We start from the raw sequence: 26,872 nt of genomic DNA on the forward strand, positions 1-26,872 counted from the left end.
ATTATTGGTTCTCATCACCAACATAAGTGATTAAAATTTCAACCCTTCTATCAAATTTTGGGTCGCCACCTAAAGGAAATTTTCTACGCATACCCATATAACGCATTCGCCTTTTATCTACACCTTTTTTTGCAAAATAATCATACACAAACTTTGCTCTAGCCTCAGAAAGGTTGCGTTTTTTTGTTCTTCTATCTACGGCATCTCTAGTATATTTAGTACAACAAACATGCCCTTGAATTGTAAAATAAATATTATTGCGTTCTACTAAAGCTTCGGCAATAGACTCTAAAGTTTTTTTAGACTCTGGAGTTATTCTAGCATAACCAGTTTTAAATAAAATATTTTCAAAAATAATTTTATCTCCTGCCTTTAGGTTACTTCTTATCTGTTCTGCTTCAGTTTTCTTTTCATTAACCTCAACAATTTCTTCTTTTGATTCAGGTTCTGGCTCTGGTTCTTTAGGTTTTACTATAATTTCTACTTTTCTATTTAAACCTCTAATTTTTAAAATATTTTCTTCATCAACAATTTTAAGTAAAACCTCGCCTTTACCATCAACGTTTGTAATAAGGCTTTCGCTAATTTCGTTATTAGAAAAAATGCTTTTTATAGCTTCTGCCCTTTGTTGCGATAGTTTTAAATTATAAGTATCTGCACCTCTATCATCACAAAACCCATAAATAGATATAGATTCAATATCTACATCGGTTAACGTTGAAATAAATAAAAGTAATCTGTTTTTTTCTGTAGAAGGAACGTCGTACTTATCAGTATCAAAATACACTTCATGGGTTAATTTTTGCGAAAACACTAACCCACAAGTAAATAAAAAAGATATTATAAATACAAGCAGTTTATTCATAGTAGGATTTCATAACTATTGGGATATAAATATACTATTTTTAAATAATTAGCCCCGAAATTGCCATTGTTTTAAGTTAAATTACAAATACTAAAGGTTAAAAAACAATTAATTTTAATTTAAATACCCTAAATATGTTGCTGTATTATTAAGTATTTCTGTTGCTTTTTTAATTTTAGGGTCATGTACTTTATAATATTCATATAAACCTTCTCTATAGGCGTAACGTTTTACAATTTCTTCGGTTAGTAGGTCTAATAAAAAGTTTTTATTTTCATTAATAATATCTTCTTTAGAACGATTTAAATTTGAAATTAAAGTATTAAAATCTTTTTCAATATTATCATCTAATTCTTCATTAGCAGCAGCTTCAAAAGCTTTATAAAGTGCTTTTTCGGTTTGAGTTTTAAATGAAAAATTATTGGTTTTTAAATATGTTTTAAAGTCTGAAAAATCAGCATCTGTAAGTTTAAAATCATTTAAATTGTTAATGTTGTGGTTGTAATAATAGTTAGTTGCATAATTAAATACTAAATCGTCATTTACAATGGCATTGGTAACTGTAGCATTTTTAGAAGCATCAAAAGCAACATCTGGAAACACGCCACCACCATCAAAAACTTTACGTCCGTTTTTGGTTTTAAATTCATTGTAATTTTCTTGTTTTACGCGTACCGCTTTACCGTTTTCATCTCTATTCCAATAGTCTAAAGATTGAATACATCTGCCAGATGGTGTATAGTATCTAGAGATGGTAATTTTAACCTGTGTACCATATGTTAGTTGTTTAGGGCGTTGTACTAAACCCTTACCAAAACTTCTTGAACCTACTATAACAGCTCTATCTAAATCTTGTAAAGAGCCCGAAACAATCTCACTAGCAGATGCACTTTTACCATCTATTAAAACAACTAAAGGTATTTCTGTATCTATAGGTTCAGATTGGGTGTAATAGGTTTTATTGTATTTTTTTACTTTAGATTTTGTGGTAACTACCAATTGGCCTTTAGGCACAAATAGGTTTACAATTTTAATAGCTTCATTTAATAAACCACCTGGATTTCCGCGTAAATCTAATATAATACGTTTAGCACCTTGAGCTTTTAAATCTCGTAGGGCATAATCAGTTTCTTTATGTGCTTTTCTATTAAATTTACTTAAAACAATATACCCAGTATTATCATCTATCATAGAGAAATGAGGTACTGCTTTAATTTCTACTTCAGCTCTTTCAATGGTGGCAGTTGCGGTTTTTCCTTGCCTTTTATAAGTTACTTCTACTTTTGTACCTGCGGTTCCTTTAAGTAAATCACTGCTATTTTCTTTATAGTCTTTAATTAGGGTATTGCCTACTTTTATAATTTCATCACCGGCTTTTAATCCTGCTTTATCTGCAGGATAATCTTTATAAGGTTCTACAATTACTAGTTTATCTTTAAATGTTTTTACTTTGGCGCCAATACCTGTATAGTCTCCTGTATTATTAATTCTTGCAGCTTCAACATCTTGCTCATTCATAAAATTTGTGTACGGATCTAAATCTGCCAACATGCTTTTAATGGCGGTATCCATTAAATCGCCGGGGTTGGTTTCATCAACATAATTCATGTTGAGTTCTTTAAAAAGTGTGGTAAAAATTTCAATTTGTTTAGCAATTTCAAAGAAATCATTTTTAAAAGCTGTTGTACTTATAAAAATAGTAGTTGCTAAAGTTATAAGGACGAATTTATTCTTGACTATTTTTTTCATAAGAAATCTTGTTTAAAAACTTTTCAAACACTTTATTCATACTTGTTTCAACTTGCAAAAAAGTTGGTTTCTTTTTGCCAATGTACAAAATCATAAACGCATATTGTGTTGTAATGTTGTTAAAATAAGTAGCTTTATTAAGTCTGTAAGATTCTCTTAATAAGCGTTTTATTCTGTTTCTATCTACAGCAGTTTTAAAATGACGCTTACTTACAGAAACACCGGTTTTAGCAACAATATTTTCTTCAAAAGTGGTTTCTAAATACACTAATATTAACGGAAAGGCAGAAACCGATTGACCTTCTGTAAACATTTGGTCTATGAGTTTTTTACTTTTTAGTTTTTCTTTTTTGCCGTAAGTAAAATTCAATGAAGTGTTTTTTAAAAACCAAAGGTAGCAAAATATAACCCTATAATTAATAAAATTGACTTTTTGAAGGCTGGTTTTATCTGCTTAAAAATAGATAGCTTTAATTATTTTTTATTGAAATTAATCGTAAAGATTGCTTTTTACCTTTTTCATTAATATTACTAGGGAGGGTTATTTCAAATAAGGTTTCATTATCTATGGTATTCATTGTATTAGTGTTATGGGTTTTATATTTACCAGTAATTTTAAACGAAAGGTTTTTAAGTTGCTGTGTGGGGTCTACAGCTTCTATAAACCATCCATTTACAAGTTTAGTTAAATGTAATAAACAAGGAGATTTTATGGTAAGTTTTTGTTTGTTTTCAATTTCAACTTCACAGGGTTTAAAAGCACTAATAGCAATAGTTTTACCTTTATTAAAACTTATAGCATGCACTTCTTTTTTATGAGCTATTATTTTACCTAATTGTTTTTTATTAATTTTTTTAACTTCTTTTTTAGGTAAGCCAACTACACTAACATAAGCGTATTTTCCGTTTTTTGGTTTTGTACCATGGTTAATTTCAATATCAAAAATATTTTTAGTAATTAAGCTATCTGTATGCCATGATAGTATTTTTTTCCAACTACCAGTTTGAGGTGCTTGTTTAACATTTAATTTTTGGTTTTGTAAGCTTATATATGCAATACTATCATGCCATACAGTAGTAATTTCACCTTTATTTTTTTTAATGTAAACATTACCTTTTTTATAACATTGGTTAATAGTAGTTACCACATTAAAGCTTCTGTTTGTATTAATTGCAGAGCCTAAAGCGTAAATTTTGTTATCAATAAAAAAATATGATTTATTGGCTTGTAGACTATCTCTACGGTATTTAAATGCTGTAATTCCCACTTTTTTTCCTTTTAAACCACCTGTAAAGTGTGAGTTGTTTTTATAGCCATCCCAAGTTAAAGTAGGTAATTTTGCTGTATCTTGAACCGTGGTAGTACCGGGTAACTTTTTCCAATTCCAAACAGGGTAAATTTCATGGTATTCATCTCCTCGCCTGTAAATAAGGTTTGTTCCATCACCTAAATAATATCCCATTAGGTTTTCGCCATTACCAGCTTCAGCACCAATTACTCGTTTAGAAGACATTCTAACTGCAGAGAAAAATGTATTTGTTCTGTACAAGCTATAATCAGAATTTCTAAAATGAACATATTCATTAGGAGCTGTTTTTGGGTTAATTTTAGTATCAAATAGATTGAATATCTTTTCTAGATTTTTATAGAGTTCATATTTTGATATAGGTCCACGATATTTTTCACCGTTTACCATTTCAGGGAAAATTTGCCTACCAGTTGCTAAAATTTCATATTTGCCTTTATAATTAACTTTTTGCTGGCCTTTAAACATAAGGTTTCTCATTAAATCAATCTTTTCTTTAGAAAAAGCAATATCGGTATTGTTGAAAATAAACATCCACTTAATAATGTCTTCGGCAAAATGTAAACCATAGTTTCCAAACTGTGGTTGCGGCCCATGTTGATGAAAAGAATAATCTGGTTGGATGCCTTCTTTATAAGGTTTTGAAGCAACTACTACAGATTTAATAGTATCTGCGGCACTTTTTATTAAAGTATTATTTCCGCGTACTAATTCTCGCATAAAAACATTTCCACTTAGCCATATTTTATTTTGTCCGGTCATATAAATTCTTGATTTATCCATAACCTCTAAAGATTTGGTCATTGTAGAATCTGGAATAATAGACTCGCAAATAATAAGAGTTGGCCCTAAACTTTGAGGAATTCCTATTTCTTGATGCCACCAATTATCACTGTAAAAATTGTTATAACTCCAATAGTTTAATCCGCCAACAATTACTTTGGCTATTTTTTCAGATTGGTAGTATTTACTCTGTTCATCTTTATATGCAGTGGCAATTTTAATAAGTCTTTTTAAGTGTGTTCTTGGTTTCCAGTTGCTTCTTCTGTGCATATTGTAATCAATATCAGAAAAAGAAAAATCATCATTCATAATTTCAAGCAACTGTTGTATGTCTTCATCATTAGCTTTTTCAAGTAAATAAAAATCTCTAAAATTTTGTTTAAGCTTATCTAAATTAAGAGCATAACTTAATTGATTTGAAATAATAATTATAATAACTAAAACACATTTAGAAATTTTCATATTTAGTAATGGTTTGGTTTAATACAGTTAAAATTTTTTTAAAAAGAACTATAAATTAGCAAACTAAGTTATAATTTTTCTATAGCAACCCCAAGCCTTTTTAAAGTTAAACCCAGCTGTTGCATACATGATAAAAATCATAGTTTAAACTCCTATTCAAAATTAACTTAGCTAAGTTAAAGCAACTTAAAAACATAGGGCTATGGGAGATTTAAATGTAATAGAATTAAAGGGTAAAAAAGATAGAGCAAATTACGTTCATCATTTATTAAATGATATAAAAGCACTAGATTTAATAATAGAAAGAGGTCTTATTGAAGAAGCCCCTATTAGGGTAGGTGCAGAACAAGAGTTTTGTATAGTAAATGAACAATTTTTACCAGAAAATAAATCGTTAGAGATTTTAGAAGATATTAATGACGACCATTTTACTACCGAAATTAGTAGCCATAACCTTGAAATTAATTTAGACGCCCAAGAATTAAAAGGTCTTTGCTTTTCTAAAATGTATGAGCAATTAGAATCTTTATTAGAAAAAGCAAAAAAATCAGCAGCTAAAAAAAATGCAAAAATTATACTAACAGGCATTTTACCTTCTATAACGGTTAAAAATTCTGATGAAAAAAACATGACCGAAGAAGAACGCTACGCGGTTTTAAATGATGCTATAAAAGGCCATAGAAGACAAAATTTTGATATACATATTAAAGGCGTTGATGAACTTAATTTATTGCATGACTCGGTAATGTTAGAAGGCTGTAATACCAGTTTTCAAATGCATTTACAATTAGGCCCTAAAAATTTTGTAGATAATTATAATTGGGCACAGGCTATTTCGGGGCCTATTTTAAGTGCTTGTACAAACTCTCCTATTTTATTTGGAAAAGAGCTTTGGAGTGAAACTAGAATTGCTCTATTTACACAAAGTGTTGATACTAGAGCTAGTTCATTTTTATTAAATGAAAAACAATCTAGAGTTAGTTTTGGTACCAAATGGTTAACAGGACCAGTAACCGAAATTTTTAAAGACAACATTTCTAGGTTTAGAAGCATTTTAACTACAAGATTTATAAAAGATAGTGTAGAAATGCTTAATAACGGAGAAATACCTAAATTAAGAGCATTAGGCTTACATAACGGCACTGTTTACCCTTGGAACAGAGTGTGCTATGGTATTATAGATGGCAAACCAAACTTACGTATAGAAAATAGATACCTACCATCTGGACCAACAACAAAAGATGAAATTGCTAACTTTATGTTTTGGGTTGGTGTTATGTTAGGTAAACCAAAAGAGTACAATGATATTCATAAAAAATGGGATTTTAAAGATGTAAAAAATAATTTCTTTAACGCTGCCAGATACGGTATGGGAACCCAATTTTATTGGAATGGAAAATACATTTCTAGTTATGATTTAATCTTGAACGAATTATTACCAATGGCCTATAAAGGCTTATACAAATACGGTATTTCACCACAAGACGCAGAATACTATTTAAGAATTATAAAAAATAGAGTACATAACAATAACGGTTCAGAATGGTTAATAAGAAATTATAGAAGTTTACTAAAAACCCATAAACGTTATGAAGCAATGCAAGTGCTAACCGCTAATTTATACGAAAAACAAGAAAAAGGCTATCCTGTTTCTACATGGGGTATGTTACACCACAGTACAGAATCTAGGTTTAAAGACCAACGAGTTATTAAACATATTATGAGTTCAGATATTTTTTCAGTTGATAAAAAAGATAGTGTAGAATTAGTTTTAAACATTATGAAATGGAAAAATATTCATCATATGCCAGTAATTAATGGCGATAGAGAACTTGTTGGTTTATTAAGTTGGAATGATATAAAAGATTTTTTTGATAAGCCTAAAAAACTCAACAAGAGTATTAGCACTATTATGAAAACAGATATGGTTACTATTGATGAGTACGCACCTGTAGATGAAGCTAGAGACTTAATGATAGCAAATAATATAGGTTGTTTACCCGTAGTAAATAAAAAAGAGCTAATAGGTCTTGTTACCGTAAATGATTTATAAAACATGGTAAATGTTTACAGTAAAGCCTTAAATAAAACAATAAAAGTAGAAAGACAAATTGGCATCATTAAAGGAAAAAACCTAGGACCAACATTTGTTATTTTTGCTGGTATTCATGGTAATGAAACATCGGGTATTTTTGCTGTAAACCAAGTTTTAAACACTATTAAATCTGGAAATGTAAACGGAACCATTTACGCTATTGCAGGAAATTTAAATGCGCTTAGTGCTCATCAACGTTTTATAGACCAAGACCTTAATAGATTATGGACTCTAGAAAATATTGATGCTATTCAAAAAAAAACACATTTAAACTCTGATGAAAACCAATTAGTAGAACTGCTAGATATATTAAACAATATTATAACTACAAATAAACCGCCATTTTACTTTATAGATTTACATACAACCTCTAGTAAAACCCTGCCCTTTATTACCATTAACGATGCGTTAATAAACCGAAAATTCTCAAAACATTTTCCTGTGCCTATTGTATTGGGTATAGAAGAGTATTTAACAGGTCCTTTACTTAGTTATATAAATCAATTAGGTTATGTGTCTTTAGGTTTTGAATCTGGTCAGCATGATGATGTTAATGCCATAACCAATAGTGTTGCTTTTTTAAATTTAGCATTAGTAAATGCGGGTGTAATTAAAAAAGATAGTAAAAAGTATAACGCTAATTATAATACACTAAAAGAGCAATCAAAAAACACTCAAAATTTTTTAGAAATCATTCATTTACATAAAATTAAAAAAGATGAAAATTTTAAAATGCTAAGCGGTTTTAATAGTTTTCAAAGAATTAAAAAAGGAGTACCATTAGCAGTTAGTAACGGCGTTAATCTTTTATCAAAATATACAGGCTTTATATTTATGCCATTGTATCAAAAACAAGGAGCAGATGGTTTTTTTATTATAAGAATTATAAAACCATTCTTTTTAAGACTATCAGTATTTTTAAGACGTATTAAAATAGATGGTTTGCTAGTAGCATTACCCGGAATAACATGGTTAAACAAAACCGAAGGTACCTTAAAAGTAAATTTAAAAGTAGCTAAGTATTTTGCAAAATCTATATTTCATTTGTTGGGTTACCGAAGCAGATATTCAAATGAAATATATTTGGTATTAAATAACAGAGAACGTGTAGCTAAAACGCATATGTATAAAAAAGAAAAATGGTACAGAGGGTTTAAGTTCATTTAAAAATTTTGAGATTTTTAAATTATGTTTTAAATATTGACAATCAATTTATTAAATATAAATGATATGTGTTTTTAGGCCTAGTTAATTCTCATCAGGAACAATCCAATCTGCATTTCTAACAAATAAAATATATTGGGCATAATCAGTTGTTGAAGTACCATCAATAATATCGTAAGCATCCCAAATAGATATCAATTTCTTAACTTTAGTACCTCTTGTTGAGTTTAAATAGGGTGAATTTTCAGCATCTAATTTTAATAAACTTATAGTGTTGGGTTTTGTTACCTTTTTATAGTCTGCAATTCCTTGTATGTACATAAATAATCTATTGTCTTGAGAATACTTAAAACGAGTAAATGCTTTACCTTTATCTTGCATAAATTTTGGTAACGCTCTGCTATCTACAGTTAACCTAGAATCTACATATAAACTATTTAAACTAACCATTTTATTGGTGTACGGCAATGTGGTGTCTCTTTTTATTCGTCCAGAAAATGTATAACTGTATGCTTGTAAGGTGTGCGAAAAACCAAATCCGCCATAAATAGTCTTATCTTCCCATTGATTTTGGGTATACAACCTTTTAAAGTTTTGATACATAAACTTATCTCTACTTCTATTTTCTGTATAAGTATTTAAGTTGAATGCTAGGTTTTGTAATAGATAAAAAGTAGCCTCATTTAAATGTCCTTTTTCAATTTCTAATATGGTATTGAGTTTGTTTTTAGACCAAGTTATTAGGGTATCCGGATTACTAGAAATCTCCTGGTGATAGTTTTTAGGAAGTTTGTCTTTTAATAATTTGGCAACCAGTTCAAAATCTGCTATTCGGTCTACACCAACAAGTTTAAATCTTGATTGTTCAGGAAGCTGATTGTAATAGCTTCTCATTTTCTCCCATTTATTTCTATACTGTTTAGATATGCTTCCAATAAAAACAGGCCATTTTTTTAATATTTTTTTAAGTTCAAGTTCATCAGAACCCTTTATATATTCTTGTAGATAATACCCTTGAGCAATATCCATTTCAGCCAAATAGACGTCCACTTTTATTTTTTCATTAAGTTGAGTAAACATGGCAAAATCTATTCTTGGAGATGTTTCTACCTCGTGTACTTCACCTACTAAAAACAGTTTATTTTTATAAAAATTAGCATTTAATGAATTAAACTGAAGAGAATCTGTCATTTTTACTACTTCAGTATTTTCTTTTAAATAGTTAACATATTTACTTGAAGAACAGCTAGAAAATAGTGCTATTAAAATTACTAAGAGAATAAGAGAATGCGTTTTCATTTGTATAGTTTTTTAAGTTCTCTACAAATAGAAAACATAAAAACAATAACAAAAAAAGAGTGTGACTAACTTGAAATTTTTGGGGTAAAATTGAAGTGTGTGGGCTAACTTTGAAGCCCTAGGGACGAATTTGAAAGTCTGTTATTTAAGGATTTATAGTAAACTTGAGAGATTGGAATAATTTCTTCAGTTTCTGAAATACGCATAAAACGTTTTCTTGCATTACCTTCTACCGATGTAAGATAATCTAGGTTCACTAAATAAGAACGATGCACTTGCCAAGCATTAGGTAATTGTTTCATGATATTAGATAGTGTATTACGAAATGTTTTCTGTTTTACACCTTTTTCTGTTTTAAAATAAACATCTACATAATTCTGTTGTGCTTTTGCAAAAATAAAATCAGATTCTAAAATGGTTAAAGTTTCAGATTTATTGTTTCCTGTAATGGTAATTGTAACCTTTTCTTCAACATGTTTTTTACTGGGTAACGGAACCTCAATTAAGCCATATTTAGAACGTAAATAAAGCCACAAAGGCACCACAATAGGTGTAAATGGTAAACAGAATGTTTTAGCAAAACCCCATATGGCATGAAAAGTAAAAGCATGCAGATTACTAATTACTAAAAAATGATAAAAAAAAGCAAAAACAAATATTAAGAAAAGTGTTACGGCAATATATAGAAACTCATTAATTACAAACCAACGATTTGTTTGCTTATTGTAGACATAATTTTCAATAGGATGAACTAGTAGTAAAGGAATTATAATACAAAAGGCATAGCCTGATAGGATGATATATTTATAAGAAAATGTATTACTATTATCAAAAGGCTCTAAGGTTATTAATAGCAATGGTACTAAGGCTCCTAATATAACAGATATTAAAAAGGTATGATTCCATTTTTTTGTATAAGCAATAGTTTTATTTAATGAAATCATTATAGATTTAAAATATTTTTTGTTAATGCCTATTTGAAGCTATTATATACAGATATTAAATTTTTAATTATGCCTAACTATAGAATTTACGTTGTTTTTAATAACCTACAATCTGTGTTAAACGAAGGTAGCAAATTTTCATTCAAAGTCAATATTAATAGTATTCGGGATATAAAAAAACCGCTTACTAATAAGCGGTTTTTTTAAAGGTATAAATTAAAACGAGTTACTTTTTATTGTTTGTTTTGTTTACATCGGCCATAAGTTCACTGGGGTCTATTTTTACGCTTTTAACCTCCTTAGCGGCTTTAAATGTATAGGTTGGGTATGCCCAAGCCCAATCTTTAATTATAGTTGCGTTGGTGGGTTTTTCACCTCGCATCATTTGCAATGGTATATAAAAATCTTCTGTAGAGCCATCGGTATAAGTAACCGTTAAATCAATAGGCATTGGCATTAAACCAATACGTTCTAAAGTAATGGAATTTCCTTCAACCTGTTTAATAGCATAATCTATGGTATTGGTTGTTTGAGTAAAATCTGTTAAATACCAATCTAATTCTAACCCCGAAACTTTTTCGGCAACTCTAATAAAATCGTTTGGAGTGGGGTGTTTAAAGGCCCAATCTTTAAAGTATTGTTTTAAAGTTTTTTTTAGGTTTTCTTCGCCAATAACATAACCTAATTGAGCTAAAAACACTTCCCCTTTATTATATGCAGAAATACCATATACTTGGTTGTAATGATATCTATCGGCATGTGTTGTAAGGGGTTGTTGGCTATCTGAGTTAGCTAAATAAATGTATGCTTTGTAAGCGTTTTTAAATGGATTTGTTATGTTTTGTTCCATTATTTCGTTCATAGCTAAGTCACTAATATAACTGGTAAAACCTTCATCCATCCACTCGTGTTTAGCTTCGTTGGTTGCTAATAAAAATTGAAACCATGAGTGAGCCAATTCATGTGCAGTAACACCTACTAAACTACCATAACTACGTTGGCCAGTAATTAGCGTACACATAGCATATTCCATACCGCCATCACCACCTTGAATTACAGAATATTGCTTATAAGGGTATTTACCAATATGCTTACTATAATATTGCATTAATTCAACAACTTTTGGTTGAAATTTTTTCCAATCTTCTTTCTGTTTAGTAGATAACGTGTTTTTATAGTAAAAGTTTAATATGGGTCCGTTAGGCACTTGTATTGTATCATGAATATAATCTGGGTCTGCAGCCCATGTAAAATCGTGCACATTAGGAGCTGTAAAGTGTAATGTTTTTTTGTTGTTTTCAACTTTTGGTTCGCCATTTAGGTAGCCAGTACCTCCAACAACGTAGTTTTTATCAATAGTTAATTTAACATCAAAATTTCCCCAAACACCATGAAATTCTCTTCCAATGTAAGGGTCTGCATGCCACCCTTCAAAATCATATTCTGCTAATTTAGGGTACCATTGCGTCATAGATAAAGCAACACCTTCTTTGTTATTTCTACCAGAACGACGTATTTGAAGTGGCACTTGTGCGTTAAAAACCATATCAAAAGTTACTTTTTCACCCGGTTTAATAGGTTTAGCTAAATCTACTTCTAAAACAGTACCTACGGTTTCATGTTTTAAAGTAACACCGTTTTGTTTTAAAGAGTTAACTTTTATGTATCCAATTTCATTGGGTTTTAGTTTACTAATACGGTCTCCAACTCTTGGGTCTGGATCTGCAATGGTTCTTGAACGTACATCCATTTCACTACCCGGTTGAAATGCATTAAAGTATAAGTGATAATATACTTTGTTTAATATATCGGGTGAATTATTGGTGTATACTAAAGTTTGTTTGCCTTTATATTGATAGGTATTTACATCCATATCAATTTCCATCTTATAATCTACATGCTGTTGCCAATATGTTGTTACAGTTGAAGGCACTAATGGGGTTTGGGGTGTAGTAGGGCTTGCTACTACAACATTATTTGTGCCTCCACAAGACCATAATAATGTTACGCTTAAAAAAACAATAAGAAAACGATTCATAGAGTTAAATTTTAAACAAATGCCGAAATCTTAGTTTCGGCATTTTATTATTAATTTCCCAGAAAATACACATTAGCTAGCTTTGTGTGTACAAGTGAGACAAGGTTTTAATTAGTTTGTGCTAGACATTTTTGAAGCCATTATTAAGGCATTGTATGCATTGGCAATTTTACCAGATTTAACAATGTCTGCAAATGGACGAACATCATCACTATTACCACCAACAATAACTTTAGTGTGAATAGCTAAACCAGAGTCCATAATAATTTGTTTTACCTGAGCAGCACTTAATTTAGGATAATAAGAACGAATTAAAGCAGCAACACCAGCAACAGCAGGAGCCGCCATAGATGTTCCTCCTTTAGTCATATATTCATTTTCTGGAGTGGTAGAATAAACCGAAGCTCCAGGAGCAAAAATATCTACATTTTTCTTACCGTAGTTAGAAAAGCTTGCAACCATGTTAGATCCATATTTAGGTGCTAAAGCTCCAACTCTTATATATGTGTTAGATATTTCTACATAATTTACATTATCATCTGGGAAATTAGGTGCTGTATCTACATCTTTACTATCATTCCCTGCAGCATGTACAAAAACCACATCATTATCACTAGCATATTTTATAGCATCTCTAACCCAGTCACTGTGTGGAGAAAAGCTCTTACCAAAACTTCCGTTTATAACTTTTGCACCATTATCAACAGCATAACGAATGGCTAAGGCTACATCTTTATCGTACTCATCACCATTAGGTACAGCTCTTATGCTCATAATTTCAACATTATTAGCAACACCATTAGCTCCTAAACCATTGTTGCGTTCTGCAGCAATAATACCTGCAACATGAGTACCATGACTTTCACTTTTCTTAACGGGTTTTACATTACCGTTACCGTAATATTTAGTTGTAAAATCGTCTGGATCATCACCATTTACGCGTCCATTAAATTCTTTGTTTAGGTTATAATTTAAACGTTCGTTTATGCTTTCTAACCCACTGTTTAGTTCTTTTACTGCATCTTCTAAAGAGTCTAAATCATTGCTAAACATATATTTTGCTAACTGTACAGATTGTTTTAATCCTTCATCTTCAGTTTTAATAGCATTAACCTCTTCTTTGGTGTAATCTTTTTTACCAAAATGATTTGTTAAAGTTTCATGAGCACTTGAAACTTGAGCAAGTATTTGCTCATAGCGTGTTTTACGCTCCATCCATTTTGGGTATTCTTTGTTATATTCTTCTAAGGCTCTATCATAATCGGGGTTGGTTTTATCGCCTTTTGCTAAAATTCTAACATATTCTAATTGTTCATCATAACCATCTCCTAAAAAGTTCCAACCATGTACGTCATCAACATATCCGTTTTTATCATCATCAATTCCGTTGTTTGGTTTTTCATCTTTGTTAACCCAAATTACGTCATCTAAATCTTCATGGTCAATGTCAATTCCAGAGTCAATAACTGCAACTATTACTTTTTTTCCTTTTTTATTTTTAATTATTTCGGCATAGGCTTTATCTACACTCATACCAGGAATGGTGTCTTTTACTAAATCTAAATGTCCCCAGTTTTCTTTTTCAGCTTTTGTTAGTTCTGAAACTTTTAATGGGGTTTTGTCTATATTTTCAATGGGTGTTGAAATTATATTTGCGGTACCACAACCAGCCATAATTAAGGCAGAAAATGTTGTAGCGGTTAACATTTTAAATGTTCTCATATGTAATAATTATTTTAGTTTTTTTTAATTGAATATTTCTTGCGTTGTGTATGTGGCTTTTAGCCTAACTCCTTTTTCTGTTTGTTTTACTGTTATTATTTCGTTATGTGCATCATGCTCTAAGAATAGGTAATAGTTGTTTTCTGCTGCTAGGTTAAGAAATTTTTCTTTTTCATTTAATGTTAATAAAGGACGTGTGTCATAACCCATAACGTAAGGAATGGGTAAATGCCCAACGGTTGGCAATAAATCTGCCATAAAAACAATGGTTTTACCTTTGTAGTTAATTATAGGAATCATTTGTTTATCGGTGTGTCCATCAACAAAAAAGATATCAAAATTTAACTCTGAGTTTTTTAAGATATCGGTGTTTGGAACTGCTGTAAATTTTAGCTGTCCACTTTCTTCCATTGGTAAAATGTTTTCTTTTAAAAAAGAAGCTTTTTCTCGTCGGTTAGGTTTGGTAGCCCACTCCCAATGGTTTTTATTGCTCCAAAAGTGTGCATTTTTAAAAGCGGGTTCATAACCTGTTTTATCATTATTCCACTGAATGCTTCCTCCGCAATGATCAAAGTGAAGATGGGTTAAAAACACGTCTGTAATATCATCTTTGTGAAAACCATATTCTTTTAAAGATTTGTCTAACGAATAGTCTCCCCAAAGGTGATAGTATCCAAAAAATTTATCAGATTGTTTATTACCCATGCCATTATCTATTAATATTAGCCTATTGCCATCTTCAATAAGTAAACAACGCGCTGTTAAATCAATCATGTTATTGGCATCTGCGGGATTGGTTTTTTGCCATAAAGATTTAGGAACTACCCCAAACATGGCACCTCCATCTAACTTAAAATTCCCAGCGTTTATAGGGTATAGATTCATAACATATTATAAAGGAAAGTGCAAATTGAGTTATGTTTTTAATATATGTGTTTTGATAACTTTCACTTTGTGAGTAAAATTAAGAAATCTTATATAAATCTATAGAATTGTTAAGAGTTTATTAAGAAATTTAAAGTAAAAAATTGCATTAAACAGATGAAATTACATCTTTGAGGCGTTTTCCGAAATCGAAAAGGGCTTTAATTTCTTTAATACTAGCTAAACGTTCTTTACCAAAAATTAACAAAGATGTTCCGTTAGATTCTACATGGTAATAGGGGTTGCTTTCAAAAAAATGAATTAAATCATCATTAAAAAACGTTTTTATAGCCTGTTCATTATCTCCTAATAAATAAAAACGCCTTGAAAAATCAGTATGGTCTTGAATGGGTATATCTTTAAAGCCAGCAAAAGCGTAAACACGTTCTAAAAAGCCTTCTCTATCTAGTGTAAACTCGGGAATGGTAATGTTTAGTTTTATGTGTAGCATAGTAGACCTTATAACTTCTTTGGCAATAAATTCACCTTCAGAAAATTCAATATCAAATAAATTTATTGTGCCATCTTTAAAAAATAGTTGGTTGTAAATGCGGTTGATGTTTTTGGTGTTAAAAAATAAGAAACTGTTTAAGTAATCTACGTTTTTATGTTTTTTAGAACTGTATTTTAATTCATAGTCTGCAGCCAACTCTTCCATACTGGTTTGACGGCGCGTTAAGTTATTTTTTATAATGTTAGGCACTGGCAGTAACCTTCTTAAGGCAAAAGGGTGTTTAGAATCTGTATCATGCATATCTAAACCTATAACATCAAAATTACCACCACGCTTTTTAAATAATTCTTGGTAATCATGCATGTTTTCCATAACAGTATGATCTACAAAGCTACACATTGAAAAATCTACAATAACATCTTCATTTTCAGGAACAGCATCTAATTTATTTTTTAGTTTATAATAATTTAAAAAACTGCAAAAATGTTTTACGCTTACATAAAAATTATGATTACCTTGAGCTTCTTGATACATTAAAACATTCGGTTTTAATACGTTTCTTATAAATAATGAAATACTTTTATTAAGAATAATATGAATGATAAATGTGGTAACAACACCAGCCAAAATACCCGTTATTAAACCAATTTTAAGAGTTACAAACAACGTCACAAAAAAGATAACAAGTTGCTCTTTACCAATAGAGAAAATTTTAGTAATAACTTTAGGTGATGCCAATTTGTAGCCGGTATATACTAAAATAGCCATTAAAGCAGGTAAAGGAATGCGTGTTAATTGGGTGCTAAACAGTACAATGAATAACACTAAAAAAGTGGCATGCATAAAATTTGAAGATCTATTACTAGCACCATTATTAACATTTACAGAACTTCTTGCAATGACAGCAACTACGTTAAGGCCACCTAAAAAACCACTGCCAATAGTAGCTAAACCTAATGCTTTTAAATCTTTATTTACGTTAGAGCGTCTTTTTTCTGGGTCTAGTTTATCAACTGCTTTAATGCTTAAAAGTGATTCTATACTTGCAATTAATGTGATAGCTATTACGCTAGACCAAAATGATATTGTGCCAATTTTAGAAAATAAAGGCAATTTAATAGTGGCAATAATTTCTTGAATTTCAGGAATTCCAGAAATCATATATTGTTTAGAAATAGGGTTTTTTTCATGAAGTACTAATTCAAAATAATAACTAAACCCAATAGATAGAATAACAATCCACATAGGTGCTGGAACCAATTGTAAATACTTATTTCTAAGTTTGGCATAAAACATCATAATAGATAAACTGATAATTCCTGCTAGGGCTGCAAAAATGAGACCTTTATTTTCGTAATGAATAGCATCATTTATAGTATAAGGAATCTCAATAAGGTATTCTAAAGCGTCTTCTTTTGCAATTTTATGAGCAAGCATTATATGGAATTGTTTTCCAAGAATGATAAGACCAATAGCAGCAAGCATACCTTGAATGGCAGAAGATGGAAAAAAATCGGCTAATTTTCCCATTCTAAAAAAGCCTAAAGCCATTATAAGAACACCAGAACAAACTATAGCAGCATAGGCACTATCTAAACCAAGTGTAGTAATAGCTACTAAAAGCACACCTACCAGTCCGTTTCCAGGACCCGTAATAGTAACATGACTACCACCTAAAACAGAAACAATAATACCACCAACTATTGCTGCAATTATACCTGCTATGGGTGGCGCATCACTAGCCATTGCCAATCCTAAAGCTAAAGGTAGCGCAATAAGACTAACCACAAAACCAGAAAAAATATTTTTTGGTAGTACTTTAAAAAAGTCCTTTATTTTATTTCTTCTGGGGCTCATTGTAAGATTAACACATCGGTTGGTAATTCGGTTAAAATATGTTCAATATCATGAGGAAATAATCTATCCCAAAAAGTCATTTTACTTGGCGCATTCATTACTAATAAATCGGCTCTAGATATTTGCGCATAATGGCCTATAGAATAGCCTTGTTTTCCAAAAATAGGTTGAGATTTTATGGCAATATTTTTTGTGTATTTTTCAGGTATATGTTCAATAATTTCTTTTACTCTAGAGTTTTCACGCATTTTTATACGTTCTTTGATAATATTTGCTTTACGAAGCGATTTATCATCATCAATTTTCACAGAAACTTGTTCTTGGTTAATTTCTTCAACAATAGTTATTTTTTCTGCTTGTAGTTTTTTGGCAACATAAAAAGCAGCTTTTATGGTTTGTTCTGTTTTTGGATCTTTTAACCCATTTACAACAATATGCTGGCAACGAACCCGTTCTATTGAAGGTTTTATAAGTAATAAAACAGAGCATTTAGCTTTTCTAGTAATTTTTCTAGCAATAGAGCCTACATAGTATTTTAAGAAACGTTCGCGTTGAACGGCTCCAAGAATTAAAAGGTCTATATTTTTTTCTTCATTAACTGTTAATATGGCTTCAACCGGATTACCAGGTTTAAAAACTACTTCATATTCTAAGTTGTCTTTTTTAAACGGATTTAAAAATACTTTAAGCGTTTTAATTTTGTCTTCAGATTTCTCTCCAACATGAATTAAAAACAATTTAGCCCCAAAGAATAGAGATAGTCTAGCCGCTTCGTAAAGGTTGGCTTTTAAATTAGGTGAGAATGCTGCACCTATAGCAATACTTTTAAAAGGTTGTAACGACAAATGCTTTAACTTTTACTAAAGTTGAAAGATAGTATTTTTTTAAAAATATAAAATCGTTGGTTTTACTTAAATTAGTAAACTCATAAAACAAGATGATTATATGTTAGAGCTGTCAGGAATTATTATCCTAGGAATTTTAGCCCAATGGTTTGCATGGAAATTTAAAATTCCTGCTATTTTACCCCTAATTTTAATTGGGTTATTTGTTGGCCCTATTGCTGCCCAATATTTAAGTGATGATGGTTACAAGTGGATTGAGCCTATTTGGAACGGAAAAAAAGGCTTATTTCCTGGAGAAGGATTATATTATTTTGTCTCTTTAGCTATTAGCGTTATTCTTTTTGAAGGTGGTTTAACTTTAAAATTAAAAGAAATTAGAAATATTAGTGGTGTTATTACCAAATTAATTTCTTTAGGCTCCTTAGTTACTTTTTTTGCTGGGGCTTTTGCAGTACACTATATTTTTAATTTAGACTTTGAATTATCTTTTCTTTTTTCTGCATTAATAATTGTAACAGGACCCACTGTAATTACACCCATTTTAAGAAACATACCGTTAAAAAAAGACGTTTCAACTGTGCTTAAATGGGAAGGTATTTTAATAGACCCAATAGGCGCTTTGGTAGCGGTTTTGGTTTTTGAATTTATATTTGTTGGCGGTGGCGGAGGCTTTACTAAAACGGCTTTAATTGAGTTTGCTAAAATTATTCTTTTTGGTTGTACATTTGGGTTTGCTTTTGCGCACGCCCTTCATTTTTTAATTAAGCAAAAACTAATTCCGCATTATTTAATGAATGTATTTTCACTTTCTGCGGTGTTGGGTGTATTTGTATTGTCTGATAGTTTTGCTCATGAGTCTGGATTATTAGCTGTTGTGGTAATGGGTATGGTTTTGGGAAACAAAAATGGTTCATATTTAAAAGAAGTACTGTATTTTAAAGAGTCTTTAAGTGTGCTTTTAATTTCTGTGTTATTTATATTACTTGCGGCAAATATTAATTTTGATAACTTATTACTTTTAGCCAATTGGAAAACGGCTTTATTATTTGCTGTGGTTGTTTTTATAATTAGGCCTTTAGGTGTGTTTTTAAGTGCTTATGGGTCTTCTTTATCTTTTAATGAAAAGTTATTTATTAGTTGGGTAGGGCCACGAGGAATTGTAGCCGCAGGTATTGCATCACTTTTTGGCAGTAAACTTATGGCTGAAGACGTTGTAAACGCTAATTATATTACACCTTTAGTATTTATGATTGTTTTAGGTACGGTTTTATTAAATGCAACTACGGCACGTTATTTTGCTAAATTAGTTGGGGTGTTTTTAAAAGATTCTAGAGGTATCTTAATTGTTGGTGCTTCTCCTGTATCTAGGTTAATAGGAAAGTATTTGGTTGATAATCAAAGACATGTAGTATTAATAGATAGCAACCAAAATAATGTAAAAAAAGCCCAAGAAATGGGATTAGAAGCTTTTAATACAGATATTTATTCTGAAACTTTAGAAGATAATATAGAACTTAATGATGTTGGTTTTTTAATGGCTCTTACCGGAAGTGCAGATATTAATAATTATGCTATTAATAAGTTTAGTGAACAATTTGGTGAAAAGGGAACGTTTAGATTAATTACTGTTGATGAAATAAACGACCCAGAAAAGAGCCCGAAGGAAGGATTGTTTTCTCAAACAAGCGATTTTAATTCTTTAACTAAGGTTGCTAGAAATTATCCAATGATTCATGAGATTGAATTAAATGACAGAAAACATTTTGAAGAACTAATTGAGATAGCCAATACAGATGAAAACATTATTCCGTTGTTAATAAAAGACCATAAAGGCGTTCTTGAAATAATTTCATCTTATAATAAAAAGGATACTAAAATAGAAAAAGGCTTTCGTTTGGTATACCTAGGAAAGCCTTTAGTTAATTAGTTTATAGTTAAAGCTTAATCTGCTAATAACTGTAGGTTTGTAAATAGTTTTGTAACTACTAAAGAGTTATCTTTAAATTGCACATCTTTTAAATCTACATATTCATTATCTACCTTAATAGATTTTACTTTAAATGGTAAACCATAAACATTTATTTTAAAGGTATCATAAGATGTGTTAAACTGCCCCCTTTTATGAATTCTAATAATGATTTTATCTTCATTACCAGCAAAGTTAAATTTCTTTAAGCTGTAACGCCCTTTGGTATAATCATAACCATCATTGGCATCTTCATATAACTCAGAATCTTCTTTACCATTTTTATAGTAAACATCAAGTGTTAGCTGCTCTATTTCTTTCTCACCAACATATTGCTGTACTGGAAATTTTGGAATAATAGCACCTGCCTTAATAAATAATGGCATGCTGTCTAAATCTGCATCAACCCAAGTTTCTTTTCCGCCAACAGTCATGTCTTTGGTCCAATAATTATACCATTCTCCTCTAGGAATATACATGCGTCTTCCTTTAGAATTAGGCTCGTTAATAGGGCATACTAAAATTTGATTTCCGCAAATAAATTCGTCTGTTCTGTAGTGTGTTTGAGCATCTTCTTGGTCAAATAACACTAAAGATTTTAACATGGGGATATTATCATGGTAGTATTGGTAGAAAGTGGTGTATAAATAGGGTAATAGTTGATATCTAATTTCAATAAACTTTCTAACAATATCTGTAATTTCATTATCAAAAGTCCAAGGTTCTTGGTCTCCATGATCTCCAGAAGAGTGTGTTCTACAAAATGGATGGAAAACACCTAATTGAATCCAACGGGCATATAATTCGCCATTAGGTTGTTCTGCAAATCCACCAATATCAGATCCTGCAAAAGAAAAACCAGATAAGGCTAAACGTTGTGCTTGAATATTGGCTATTTGTAAATGCTCCCATGTAGCAACATTATCTCCCATCCAAGTTGAGGTGTAACGTTGGGTACCAGAATAAGCAGAACGTGTAATTACAAACGGACGTTTAGGGTAGTTAAAACGTTTTAAGCCATGATATGTGGCTCTAGCCATTTGCATACCGTAAATATTGTGTGCTTTTTGGTGTGAGCATGGGTTGCCATCGTAATCATGACGCACGTCTGGAGGGAATGATTTACCAGGAACATCCATAACAGCGGGTTCATTCATATCATTCCAAACCCCTTTTACACCAATTTCGGCAATAAGTTCTTTAAATAATCCTGCCCACCACTCGCGTACTTCTGGTCTTGTAAAGTCTGGGAAATAACACTCCCCTGGCCATACTTTACCTTTCATATATGGGCCATCGGCACGTTTACAGAAATAGTCTTTTTCTAAACCTTCACGGAAAACATCGTATTCCATGTCTATTTTAATACCTGGATCTATTATAACCACGGTTTTAAAACCATCATCGGCTAATTCTTTAACCATGCGTTTAGGATCTGGAAAGTATTCTTTGCTCCAAGTGAAACAACGGAACCCTTCCATATAATCAATATCTAAATAAATAGCATCGCAGGGAATTTTTAGATCTCTAAATTTTTTAGTTATTTCTTTAACGTTAGATTCTGGATAATAACTCCACTTACATTGGTGGTATCCTAGCGCCCATAAAGGGGGTAATTCTGGAGTGCCTGTTAAATCTGTATAACTAACTACTACATCTTCCATTTTAGGACCGTAGAAGAAATAGTAATTCATTTCACCACCTGATGCCCAAAAACTGGTTACGTTGCGTCTTTCTTGGCAAAAATCAAAATACGTTCTAAAGGTGTTATCAAAGAAAATTCCGTAAGATTTACCATTGTGTAAACCTGTGTAGAACGGAATGGCTTTATAAATAGGATCGGTATTTTTTCCAAAAGCATAAGAATCTGTTGCCCAATTTTCAAATCTGCGGCCTTTTAGGTTTATGTGTTCTGGTTTATCACCTAAACCATAATAACTTTCACCACTTTGGGCTATTTTACTCATTTTAACTATATCGCCACCTAATTCGTAGCTTTCTTCCCAATGAAATCCTAATTCGTCTTCACAAATAATTTTTTTGTCAATGGCATCAAGAATAGAAACTCTTAAGTCAACTTTATAAATATGGCAAATAAGTTTGGCGGTGGTTACTATGTATTTTTCATCGTCATCTGTAATTTCAAGATGATTATAGCCACGGCTAGCATCTTCATCAATGGCATAAGAAAAGTCTTTATTAAACTTTCCAACGGTTGAGTATCTAAACCTTAAAACGCTATCTCGTAATACGGTTAGTTGTAATATTACATTGTTAGATGTAGTAAATTGTAATATATCTACATCTTTAACGTAGTCTACTATATTTGAAGGAAATAAATTCCCTTTGTATTCTAATTCAGTACTTAATATCATAAAATCTGTAAGTCAGTTATTTAGGTGCCTAAAATAGTAAAATTAGTAAAATATAAAGGTTACTATTTATTAAAAATAAGGTTACATTTTTGTTTAAAATGCAAAAGTAATTATGTTAAATTTTCGATATTTATAAAATATAAATTATTTAATTTGAAAAACGGTGATGGCTAAGGGCGGAAGCGTTATTTCTGCTGAATAGTCTTTACCGTTCCATGGGTCTTTTTTAGCTGTAATTTGTCTTGGATTACTTACGCCACTACCTCCAAATTTTTTAGCATCACTGTTAAATATTTCTTTAATTTTAGCCTTATTGGGAACACCTATTTTATAGTTTTCTCTAACAGTTGGTGTTAAATTACATACTACAATTACGTTGTTTTCTTCTTGGTAGCCTTTTCTAATGTATGATATTACACAGTTTTCGTGGTCATCAAAACTTATCCATTCAAAACCTTCGCCGCTAAACCCTTTTTCGTATAAAGCAGGGGTAGTTTTATATAGTGTGTTAAGTTCTTTAAAATAGCTTTGAGTGTCTTTATGGGGTTTAAAATCTAACAAATTCCAGTCTAAACTATTTTGAAAATCCCATTCATTGTATTGTCCAAATTCGCCTCCCATAAACAGTAATTTGGTTCCTGGGTGCGTAAACATATAGCCGTATAATAATCTTAGATTAGCAAATCGTTGCCATTCATCACCAGGCATTCTGCCTAAAATAGAGTTTTTACCGTAAACTACCTCATCATGAGATAAGGGTAGCATAAAATTTTCTGTAAAAGCATAGGCTAAACTAAAGGTAATATCGTTTTGATGATATTTTCTATATATGGGGTCTTTAGCAAAATATTCTAGGGTATCATGCATCCAACCCATCATCCATTTCATACCAAACCCTAATCCTCCCATAAATGTTGGTTTAGATACCATTGGAAATGCGGTAGATTCTTCTGCAATGGTTTGCACATCTGGGAAGGAGGCGTAAACCTCTTCATTTAATTGTTTTAAGAAATCAATTACTGCAAGGTTTTCTCTTCCGCCATAAATGTTAGGTTCCCATTCACCGTCTTCTCTAGAGTAATCTAAGAAAAGCATTGAGGCAACGGCGTCAACTCTTAAACCATCTGCATGATATTGGTCTAACCAAAAAATGGCATTACTAATTAAAAAAGAACGTACTTCGTTTCTTTCATAATTAAAAATCAAGCTTTTCCAATCTTGATGATACCCTTTTCTTTTATCGGGGTGCTCATATAGGTGTGAACCATCAAAAAACCCTAATCCGTGAGCATCTTCAGGAAAATGTGATGGTACCCAGTCTAAAATAATACCTATATCGTTTTGGTGTAGTTTATCTACCAAATATTTAAATTCTTCGGGGTATCCAAAACGTGATGTTGGTGCAAAATATCCTGTAATTTGGTAGCCCCAAGAGGGGTCATAAGGAAATTCCATGATGGGCATTAATTCTACGTGGGTAAAATTCATTTCTTTAACGTAGTTTACCAAATCATCTGCTAACTCATAGTAAGACATATACCGGTCTTCTTCAAGATTTCTTTTCCATGAGCCTAAATGGACTTCGTAAACAGAAAAAGGCGCATCTATAGCATTGTTTTTTTTACGCTTTTTCATCCAAGATTTATCTTTCCATTTGTAGCTGTCATCCCAAACTATTGATGCAGTACTTGGTGGGTGCTCACAACGTCTTGCATAAGGATCTGCTTTTTCTGTTTTTATATCATTATGATGGCTTTGTATTTTATATTTATAAGTAGTGCCTTTACCAACTAAAGGAATAAACCCTTCCCAAATACCACTTTCATCCCAACGAACGTTTAGTTGATGTTCGCCTTCAATCCAATAGTTAAAATCTCCTATTACAGAAACTTGTTTTGCACTTGGAGCCCAAACAGCAAAATAGGTACCATCAATACCATCTACAGTAACGGGATGAGAGCCAAATTTTTCATAAAGCCTAAAATGTTTTCCGGCTTTAAAAAGGTTAATATCAAATTCTGTAAATAAGCTATAGGGTTTAACGTGTGCCATAGTTAATAGTTAGTTGTATTACTTGTTTATTTTAAATATATGAAATGGTAGGGTTGGGTGCAACTCTACAAAATTCCATTCATTACTCCAGTTATATTTGCTATCTGTAATTAAATCGTGCATTTCCATGGTGTGTCCTGCATTGATTTCTAGTTCATGCAATGGTACTTGTACGGTTCCTTGTTGAGAATTGTAGGCATCTAAACTTATAACTACAAAAATGTGATTAGTTTTAGCGTCATTCCATTTGTAAAACGCCATTAAATTATCGTTTTCTATGTAACAGAACTTTATGTTGTTTGTTTGCTGAAGCGCTTCATTAAAGTGCCTTATATAATTTACTTTGGCAATTATAGTAATGAGTTTATTTTTTATATCCCAGTTGTAATGGGCTATTTGGAATTTTTCAGAATTTAAATATTCTTCTTTTCCAAGTAACGAATCTGATAGCATATACTCAAAAACAGGTCCGTAAATACCAATACTAGAACTTAAGGTTGCTGCAAGTACGTAGCGTTGTATGTGTTTAGATTCGCCAGCACCTTGTAGGTGAAACGGATTGATATCTGGTGTATTTGGCCAAAAATTAGGCTGCATATATTCTTTTAACTCTGTTTTAGTGAGTTCTTCTACATATTCAATTATTTCATGCTTGGTGTTTCGCCATGTAAAGTAGGTGTAAGATTGTGTATAACCTTGTTTTGCTAATTGTTGCATGATTTTAGGAGCCGTAAAAGCCTCTGCTAAAAAGATAACATTTGGATGTTTTTCTTTTACTTTGGTGATAATCCAGTTCCAAAAGTAAAAAGGTTTTGTGTGCGGATTATCTACTCTAAAAATTTCTATACCACAATCAATCCAGTGAAGTAAAATACTTAGGCATTCTTCCCAAAGGGCTTTATAATCTTTAGTTTCCCAATAAATGGGTAATATATCCTGGTATTTTTTTGGAGGATTTTCGGCATACTGTACAGTACCATCAGGTCTCCATTTAAACCATTCTGGGTGTTCTTTTACCCACGGATGGTCTGGAGCAGCTTGTAATGCGTAATCCATTGCAATTTCAAGGTTGTTTTCTTTTGCTTTTTGGATGAGTGATTTAAAATCATCTACAGTTCCTAATTGCGGGTGAATATCTTTATGGCCGCCGTATTGCGAACCTACACCCCATGTAGAGCCAACATCATCTGCTTGTGCTTCAGTAGTATTATTTTTCCCCTTTCGGTTAACTTCTCCAATAGGGTGAATGGGTGGCAGATAAACTACATCAAACCCCATATTTTTAATTCTTGGTAATAAACGTTCACAATCTTTAAAAGTGCCGTGAACACCTTCGTGTTCTGATGCAGAACGTGGAAAGAATTCATACCAAGTGCTAAATCTTGCCTTTTTTCTATCTACATATACTTTATATTCTTTTGAGGTGTTTTCAAGAATTTTTACAGGATAGTTATAAAACAGTTGATATAACCTATCTGAAGTAGCTTCATTTATAGCTTCATCATATTTATTTTCATCTTTAAAAATAGTGTGAAGGTTTTCTAAATACGCTTTATCATCTTTTGATGATACTTTTTTAATAATGGCTTTTACATATTCAGCACCTTCTAAAAATTCTGATGTAACATGTTGTCCATCATCAATTTTTCTAATAATACCGTGTCTCCAATTAAGTGCATAATCTACCCAAGCTTCTACTTTATAACTGTAAAATCCTTGTTTTGTAACAGAAAAAGCTGCATCCCACTCATTGTTATACCCAAGAGACATTCTGGTTTCATGCCATTTTTTTTCATTTTGATGTTTGTAAAGTACAGAGGCTTCTAATACATCATGGCCATCTGCAAGTATATGTGCTCTTATGTTTACAATTTCGTTTACTACTCGTTTTATATAAAACTCACCACAATTTATACTTGGCGAGACATAATCAATTACAACGCGTCTTTGGTCTTGCATGGTTTTGGTTAA

17 protein-coding genes are annotated in these 26,872 nt (G+C 31.3%); 3 read left to right on the forward strand and 14 right to left on the reverse strand.

Going from position 1 to position 26,872, the window contains the following annotated elements:
• Position 1: 1 nt before the first annotated feature.
• From J1D01_RS00660 to J1D01_RS00675, 4 genes are all read right to left on the reverse strand, one after another.
• Complete coding sequence (locus J1D01_RS00660; RefSeq protein WP_421149508.1) at positions 2–865, reverse strand: OmpA family protein; 864 nt, start codon at positions 863–865, stop codon at positions 2–4.
• A 114-nt stretch (positions 866–979) separates the two neighbouring features.
• Positions 980–2,614 (reverse strand): S41 family peptidase, encoded by a 1,635-nt coding sequence (locus tag J1D01_RS00665; protein WP_421149509.1) that lies wholly within the window; start codon positions 2,612–2,614, stop codon positions 980–982.
• On the reverse strand, positions 2,592–2,984 hold the full coding sequence (rnpA, locus tag J1D01_RS00670) for a ribonuclease P protein component (RefSeq protein WP_421149510.1): 393 nt from the start codon (positions 2,982–2,984) through the stop codon (positions 2,592–2,594). The genes J1D01_RS00665 and rnpA overlap by 23 nt, the downstream gene beginning before the upstream one ends.
• Positions 2,985–3,084: 100 nt before the next feature.
• Positions 3,085–5,166: a polysaccharide lyase family 8 super-sandwich domain-containing protein gene (locus J1D01_RS00675; protein ID WP_372936906.1), complete on the reverse strand. Its 2,082-nt coding sequence runs from the start codon at positions 5,164–5,166 to the stop codon at positions 3,085–3,087.
• A gap of 202 nt (positions 5,167–5,368) precedes the next feature.
• On the opposite strand from J1D01_RS00675, the gene J1D01_RS00680 reads away from it, so the two are divergent.
• Both J1D01_RS00680 and J1D01_RS00685 read left to right on the forward strand, forming a co-directional pair.
• On the forward strand, positions 5,369–7,219 hold the full coding sequence (locus J1D01_RS00680) for a CBS domain-containing protein (RefSeq protein WP_372936905.1): 1,851 nt from the start codon (positions 5,369–5,371) through the stop codon (positions 7,217–7,219).
• Between the two features lie 3 nt (positions 7,220–7,222).
• On the forward strand, positions 7,223–8,428 hold the full coding sequence (locus J1D01_RS00685) for a succinylglutamate desuccinylase/aspartoacylase family protein (RefSeq protein ID WP_372936904.1): 1,206 nt from the start codon (positions 7,223–7,225) through the stop codon (positions 8,426–8,428).
• A gap of 81 nt (positions 8,429–8,509) precedes the next feature.
• Here the strand turns inward: J1D01_RS00685 and J1D01_RS00690 are convergent, their stop codons facing one another.
• The 7 genes from J1D01_RS00690 to J1D01_RS00720 form a co-directional block, all read right to left on the reverse strand.
• On the reverse strand, positions 8,510–9,724 hold the full coding sequence (locus tag J1D01_RS00690) for a hypothetical protein (protein ID WP_421149511.1): 1,215 nt from the start codon (positions 9,722–9,724) through the stop codon (positions 8,510–8,512).
• 104 nt (positions 9,725–9,828) lie between these two features.
• Complete coding sequence (locus J1D01_RS00695) at positions 9,829–10,668, reverse strand: LytTR family DNA-binding domain-containing protein (protein WP_421149512.1); 840 nt, start codon at positions 10,666–10,668, stop codon at positions 9,829–9,831.
• Positions 10,669–10,894: 226 nt separating this feature from the next.
• Positions 10,895–12,706: a M1 family metallopeptidase gene (locus J1D01_RS00700; protein WP_421149513.1), complete on the reverse strand. Its 1,812-nt coding sequence runs from the start codon at positions 12,704–12,706 to the stop codon at positions 10,895–10,897.
• 111 nt (positions 12,707–12,817) lie between these two features.
• Positions 12,818–14,428 carry a S8 family peptidase gene (locus J1D01_RS00705; RefSeq protein WP_372935565.1) on the reverse strand — a complete coding sequence of 537 codons (1,611 nt, stop codon included), beginning with the start codon at positions 14,426–14,428 and terminating at the stop codon, positions 12,818–12,820.
• A 24-nt stretch (positions 14,429–14,452) separates the two neighbouring features.
• Positions 14,453–15,313, reverse strand: coding sequence for an MBL fold metallo-hydrolase (locus tag J1D01_RS00710; RefSeq protein WP_421149514.1), 861 nt, complete (start codon positions 15,311–15,313; stop codon positions 14,453–14,455).
• A 148-nt stretch (positions 15,314–15,461) separates the two neighbouring features.
• Positions 15,462–17,663, reverse strand: coding sequence for a SulP family inorganic anion transporter (locus tag J1D01_RS00715; RefSeq protein WP_421149515.1), 2,202 nt, complete (start codon positions 17,661–17,663; stop codon positions 15,462–15,464).
• Positions 17,660–18,508, reverse strand: coding sequence for a universal stress protein (locus tag J1D01_RS00720; protein ID WP_421149516.1), 849 nt, complete (start codon positions 18,506–18,508; stop codon positions 17,660–17,662). The genes J1D01_RS00715 and J1D01_RS00720 overlap by 4 nt, the downstream gene beginning before the upstream one ends.
• Before the next feature lie 100 nt (positions 18,509–18,608).
• Here J1D01_RS00720 and J1D01_RS00725 point away from each other — a divergent pair, with 100 nt between their 5' ends.
• Positions 18,609–20,435, forward strand: coding sequence for a cation:proton antiporter (locus tag J1D01_RS00725; RefSeq protein ID WP_372935573.1), 1,827 nt, complete (start codon positions 18,609–18,611; stop codon positions 20,433–20,435).
• 14 nt (positions 20,436–20,449) lie between these two features.
• On the opposite strand, the gene J1D01_RS00730 is transcribed toward J1D01_RS00725, so the two are convergent.
• From J1D01_RS00730 to J1D01_RS00740, 3 genes are all read right to left on the reverse strand, one after another.
• Entirely contained in the window at positions 20,450–22,849 is a 2,400-nt protein-coding gene (locus J1D01_RS00730; RefSeq protein WP_372935575.1) for a glycoside hydrolase family 31 protein, read from the reverse strand.
• 144 nt (positions 22,850–22,993) lie between these two features.
• A complete protein-coding gene (gene glgB / locus J1D01_RS00735; protein ID WP_421149517.1) occupies positions 22,994–24,901 on the reverse strand; it encodes a 1,4-alpha-glucan branching protein GlgB in 1,908 nt (635 codons plus the stop codon).
• A gap of 18 nt (positions 24,902–24,919) precedes the next feature.
• On the reverse strand, positions 24,920–26,860 hold the full coding sequence (locus tag J1D01_RS00740) for an alpha-1,4-glucan--maltose-1-phosphate maltosyltransferase (RefSeq protein ID WP_421149518.1): 1,941 nt from the start codon (positions 26,858–26,860) through the stop codon (positions 24,920–24,922).
• Positions 26,861–26,872 lie beyond the last annotated feature (12 nt).

Origin of the sequence: Seonamhaeicola sp. NFXS20 (genome assembly GCF_049132085.1) — a bacterium.
GTDB lineage: Bacteria > Bacteroidota > Bacteroidia > Flavobacteriales > Flavobacteriaceae > Seonamhaeicola.

What these genes read in the sequence shown, in the direction of transcription:
- J1D01_RS00740 (WP_421149518.1), bottom strand. Translation starts at nt 26,860, where the DNA reads ATGCAAGACCAAAGACGCGTTGTAATTGATTATGTCTCGCCAAGTATA.
- J1D01_RS00685 (WP_372936904.1), top strand. Translation starts at nt 7,223, where the DNA reads ATGGTAAATGTTTACAGTAAAGCCTTAAATAAAACAATAAAAGTAGAA.
- J1D01_RS00700 (WP_421149513.1), bottom strand. Translation starts at nt 12,706, where the DNA reads ATGAATCGTTTTCTTATTGTTTTTTTAAGCGTAACATTATTATGGTCT.
- J1D01_RS00725 (WP_372935573.1), top strand. Translation starts at nt 18,609, where the DNA reads ATGTTAGAGCTGTCAGGAATTATTATCCTAGGAATTTTAGCCCAATGG.
- J1D01_RS00660 (WP_421149508.1), bottom strand. Translation starts at nt 865, where the DNA reads ATGAATAAACTGCTTGTATTTATAATATCTTTTTTATTTACTTGTGGG.
- J1D01_RS00680 (WP_372936905.1), top strand. Translation starts at nt 5,369, where the DNA reads ATGGGAGATTTAAATGTAATAGAATTAAAGGGTAAAAAAGATAGAGCA.
- J1D01_RS00715 (WP_421149515.1), bottom strand. Translation starts at nt 17,663, where the DNA reads ATGAGCCCCAGAAGAAATAAAATAAAGGACTTTTTTAAAGTACTACCA.
- glgB (WP_421149517.1), bottom strand. Translation starts at nt 24,901, where the DNA reads ATGGCACACGTTAAACCCTATAGCTTATTTACAGAATTTGATATTAAC.
- J1D01_RS00695 (WP_421149512.1), bottom strand. Translation starts at nt 10,668, where the DNA reads ATGATTTCATTAAATAAAACTATTGCTTATACAAAAAAATGGAATCAT.
- J1D01_RS00665 (WP_421149509.1), bottom strand. Translation starts at nt 2,614, where the DNA reads ATGAAAAAAATAGTCAAGAATAAATTCGTCCTTATAACTTTAGCAACT.
- J1D01_RS00710 (WP_421149514.1), bottom strand. Translation starts at nt 15,313, where the DNA reads ATGAATCTATACCCTATAAACGCTGGGAATTTTAAGTTAGATGGAGGT.
- J1D01_RS00690 (WP_421149511.1), bottom strand. Translation starts at nt 9,724, where the DNA reads ATGAAAACGCATTCTCTTATTCTCTTAGTAATTTTAATAGCACTATTT.
- J1D01_RS00705 (WP_372935565.1), bottom strand. Translation starts at nt 14,428, where the DNA reads ATGAGAACATTTAAAATGTTAACCGCTACAACATTTTCTGCCTTAATT.
- J1D01_RS00675 (WP_372936906.1), bottom strand. Translation starts at nt 5,166, where the DNA reads ATGAAAATTTCTAAATGTGTTTTAGTTATTATAATTATTATTTCAAAT.
- J1D01_RS00730 (WP_372935575.1), bottom strand. Translation starts at nt 22,849, where the DNA reads ATGATATTAAGTACTGAATTAGAATACAAAGGGAATTTATTTCCTTCA.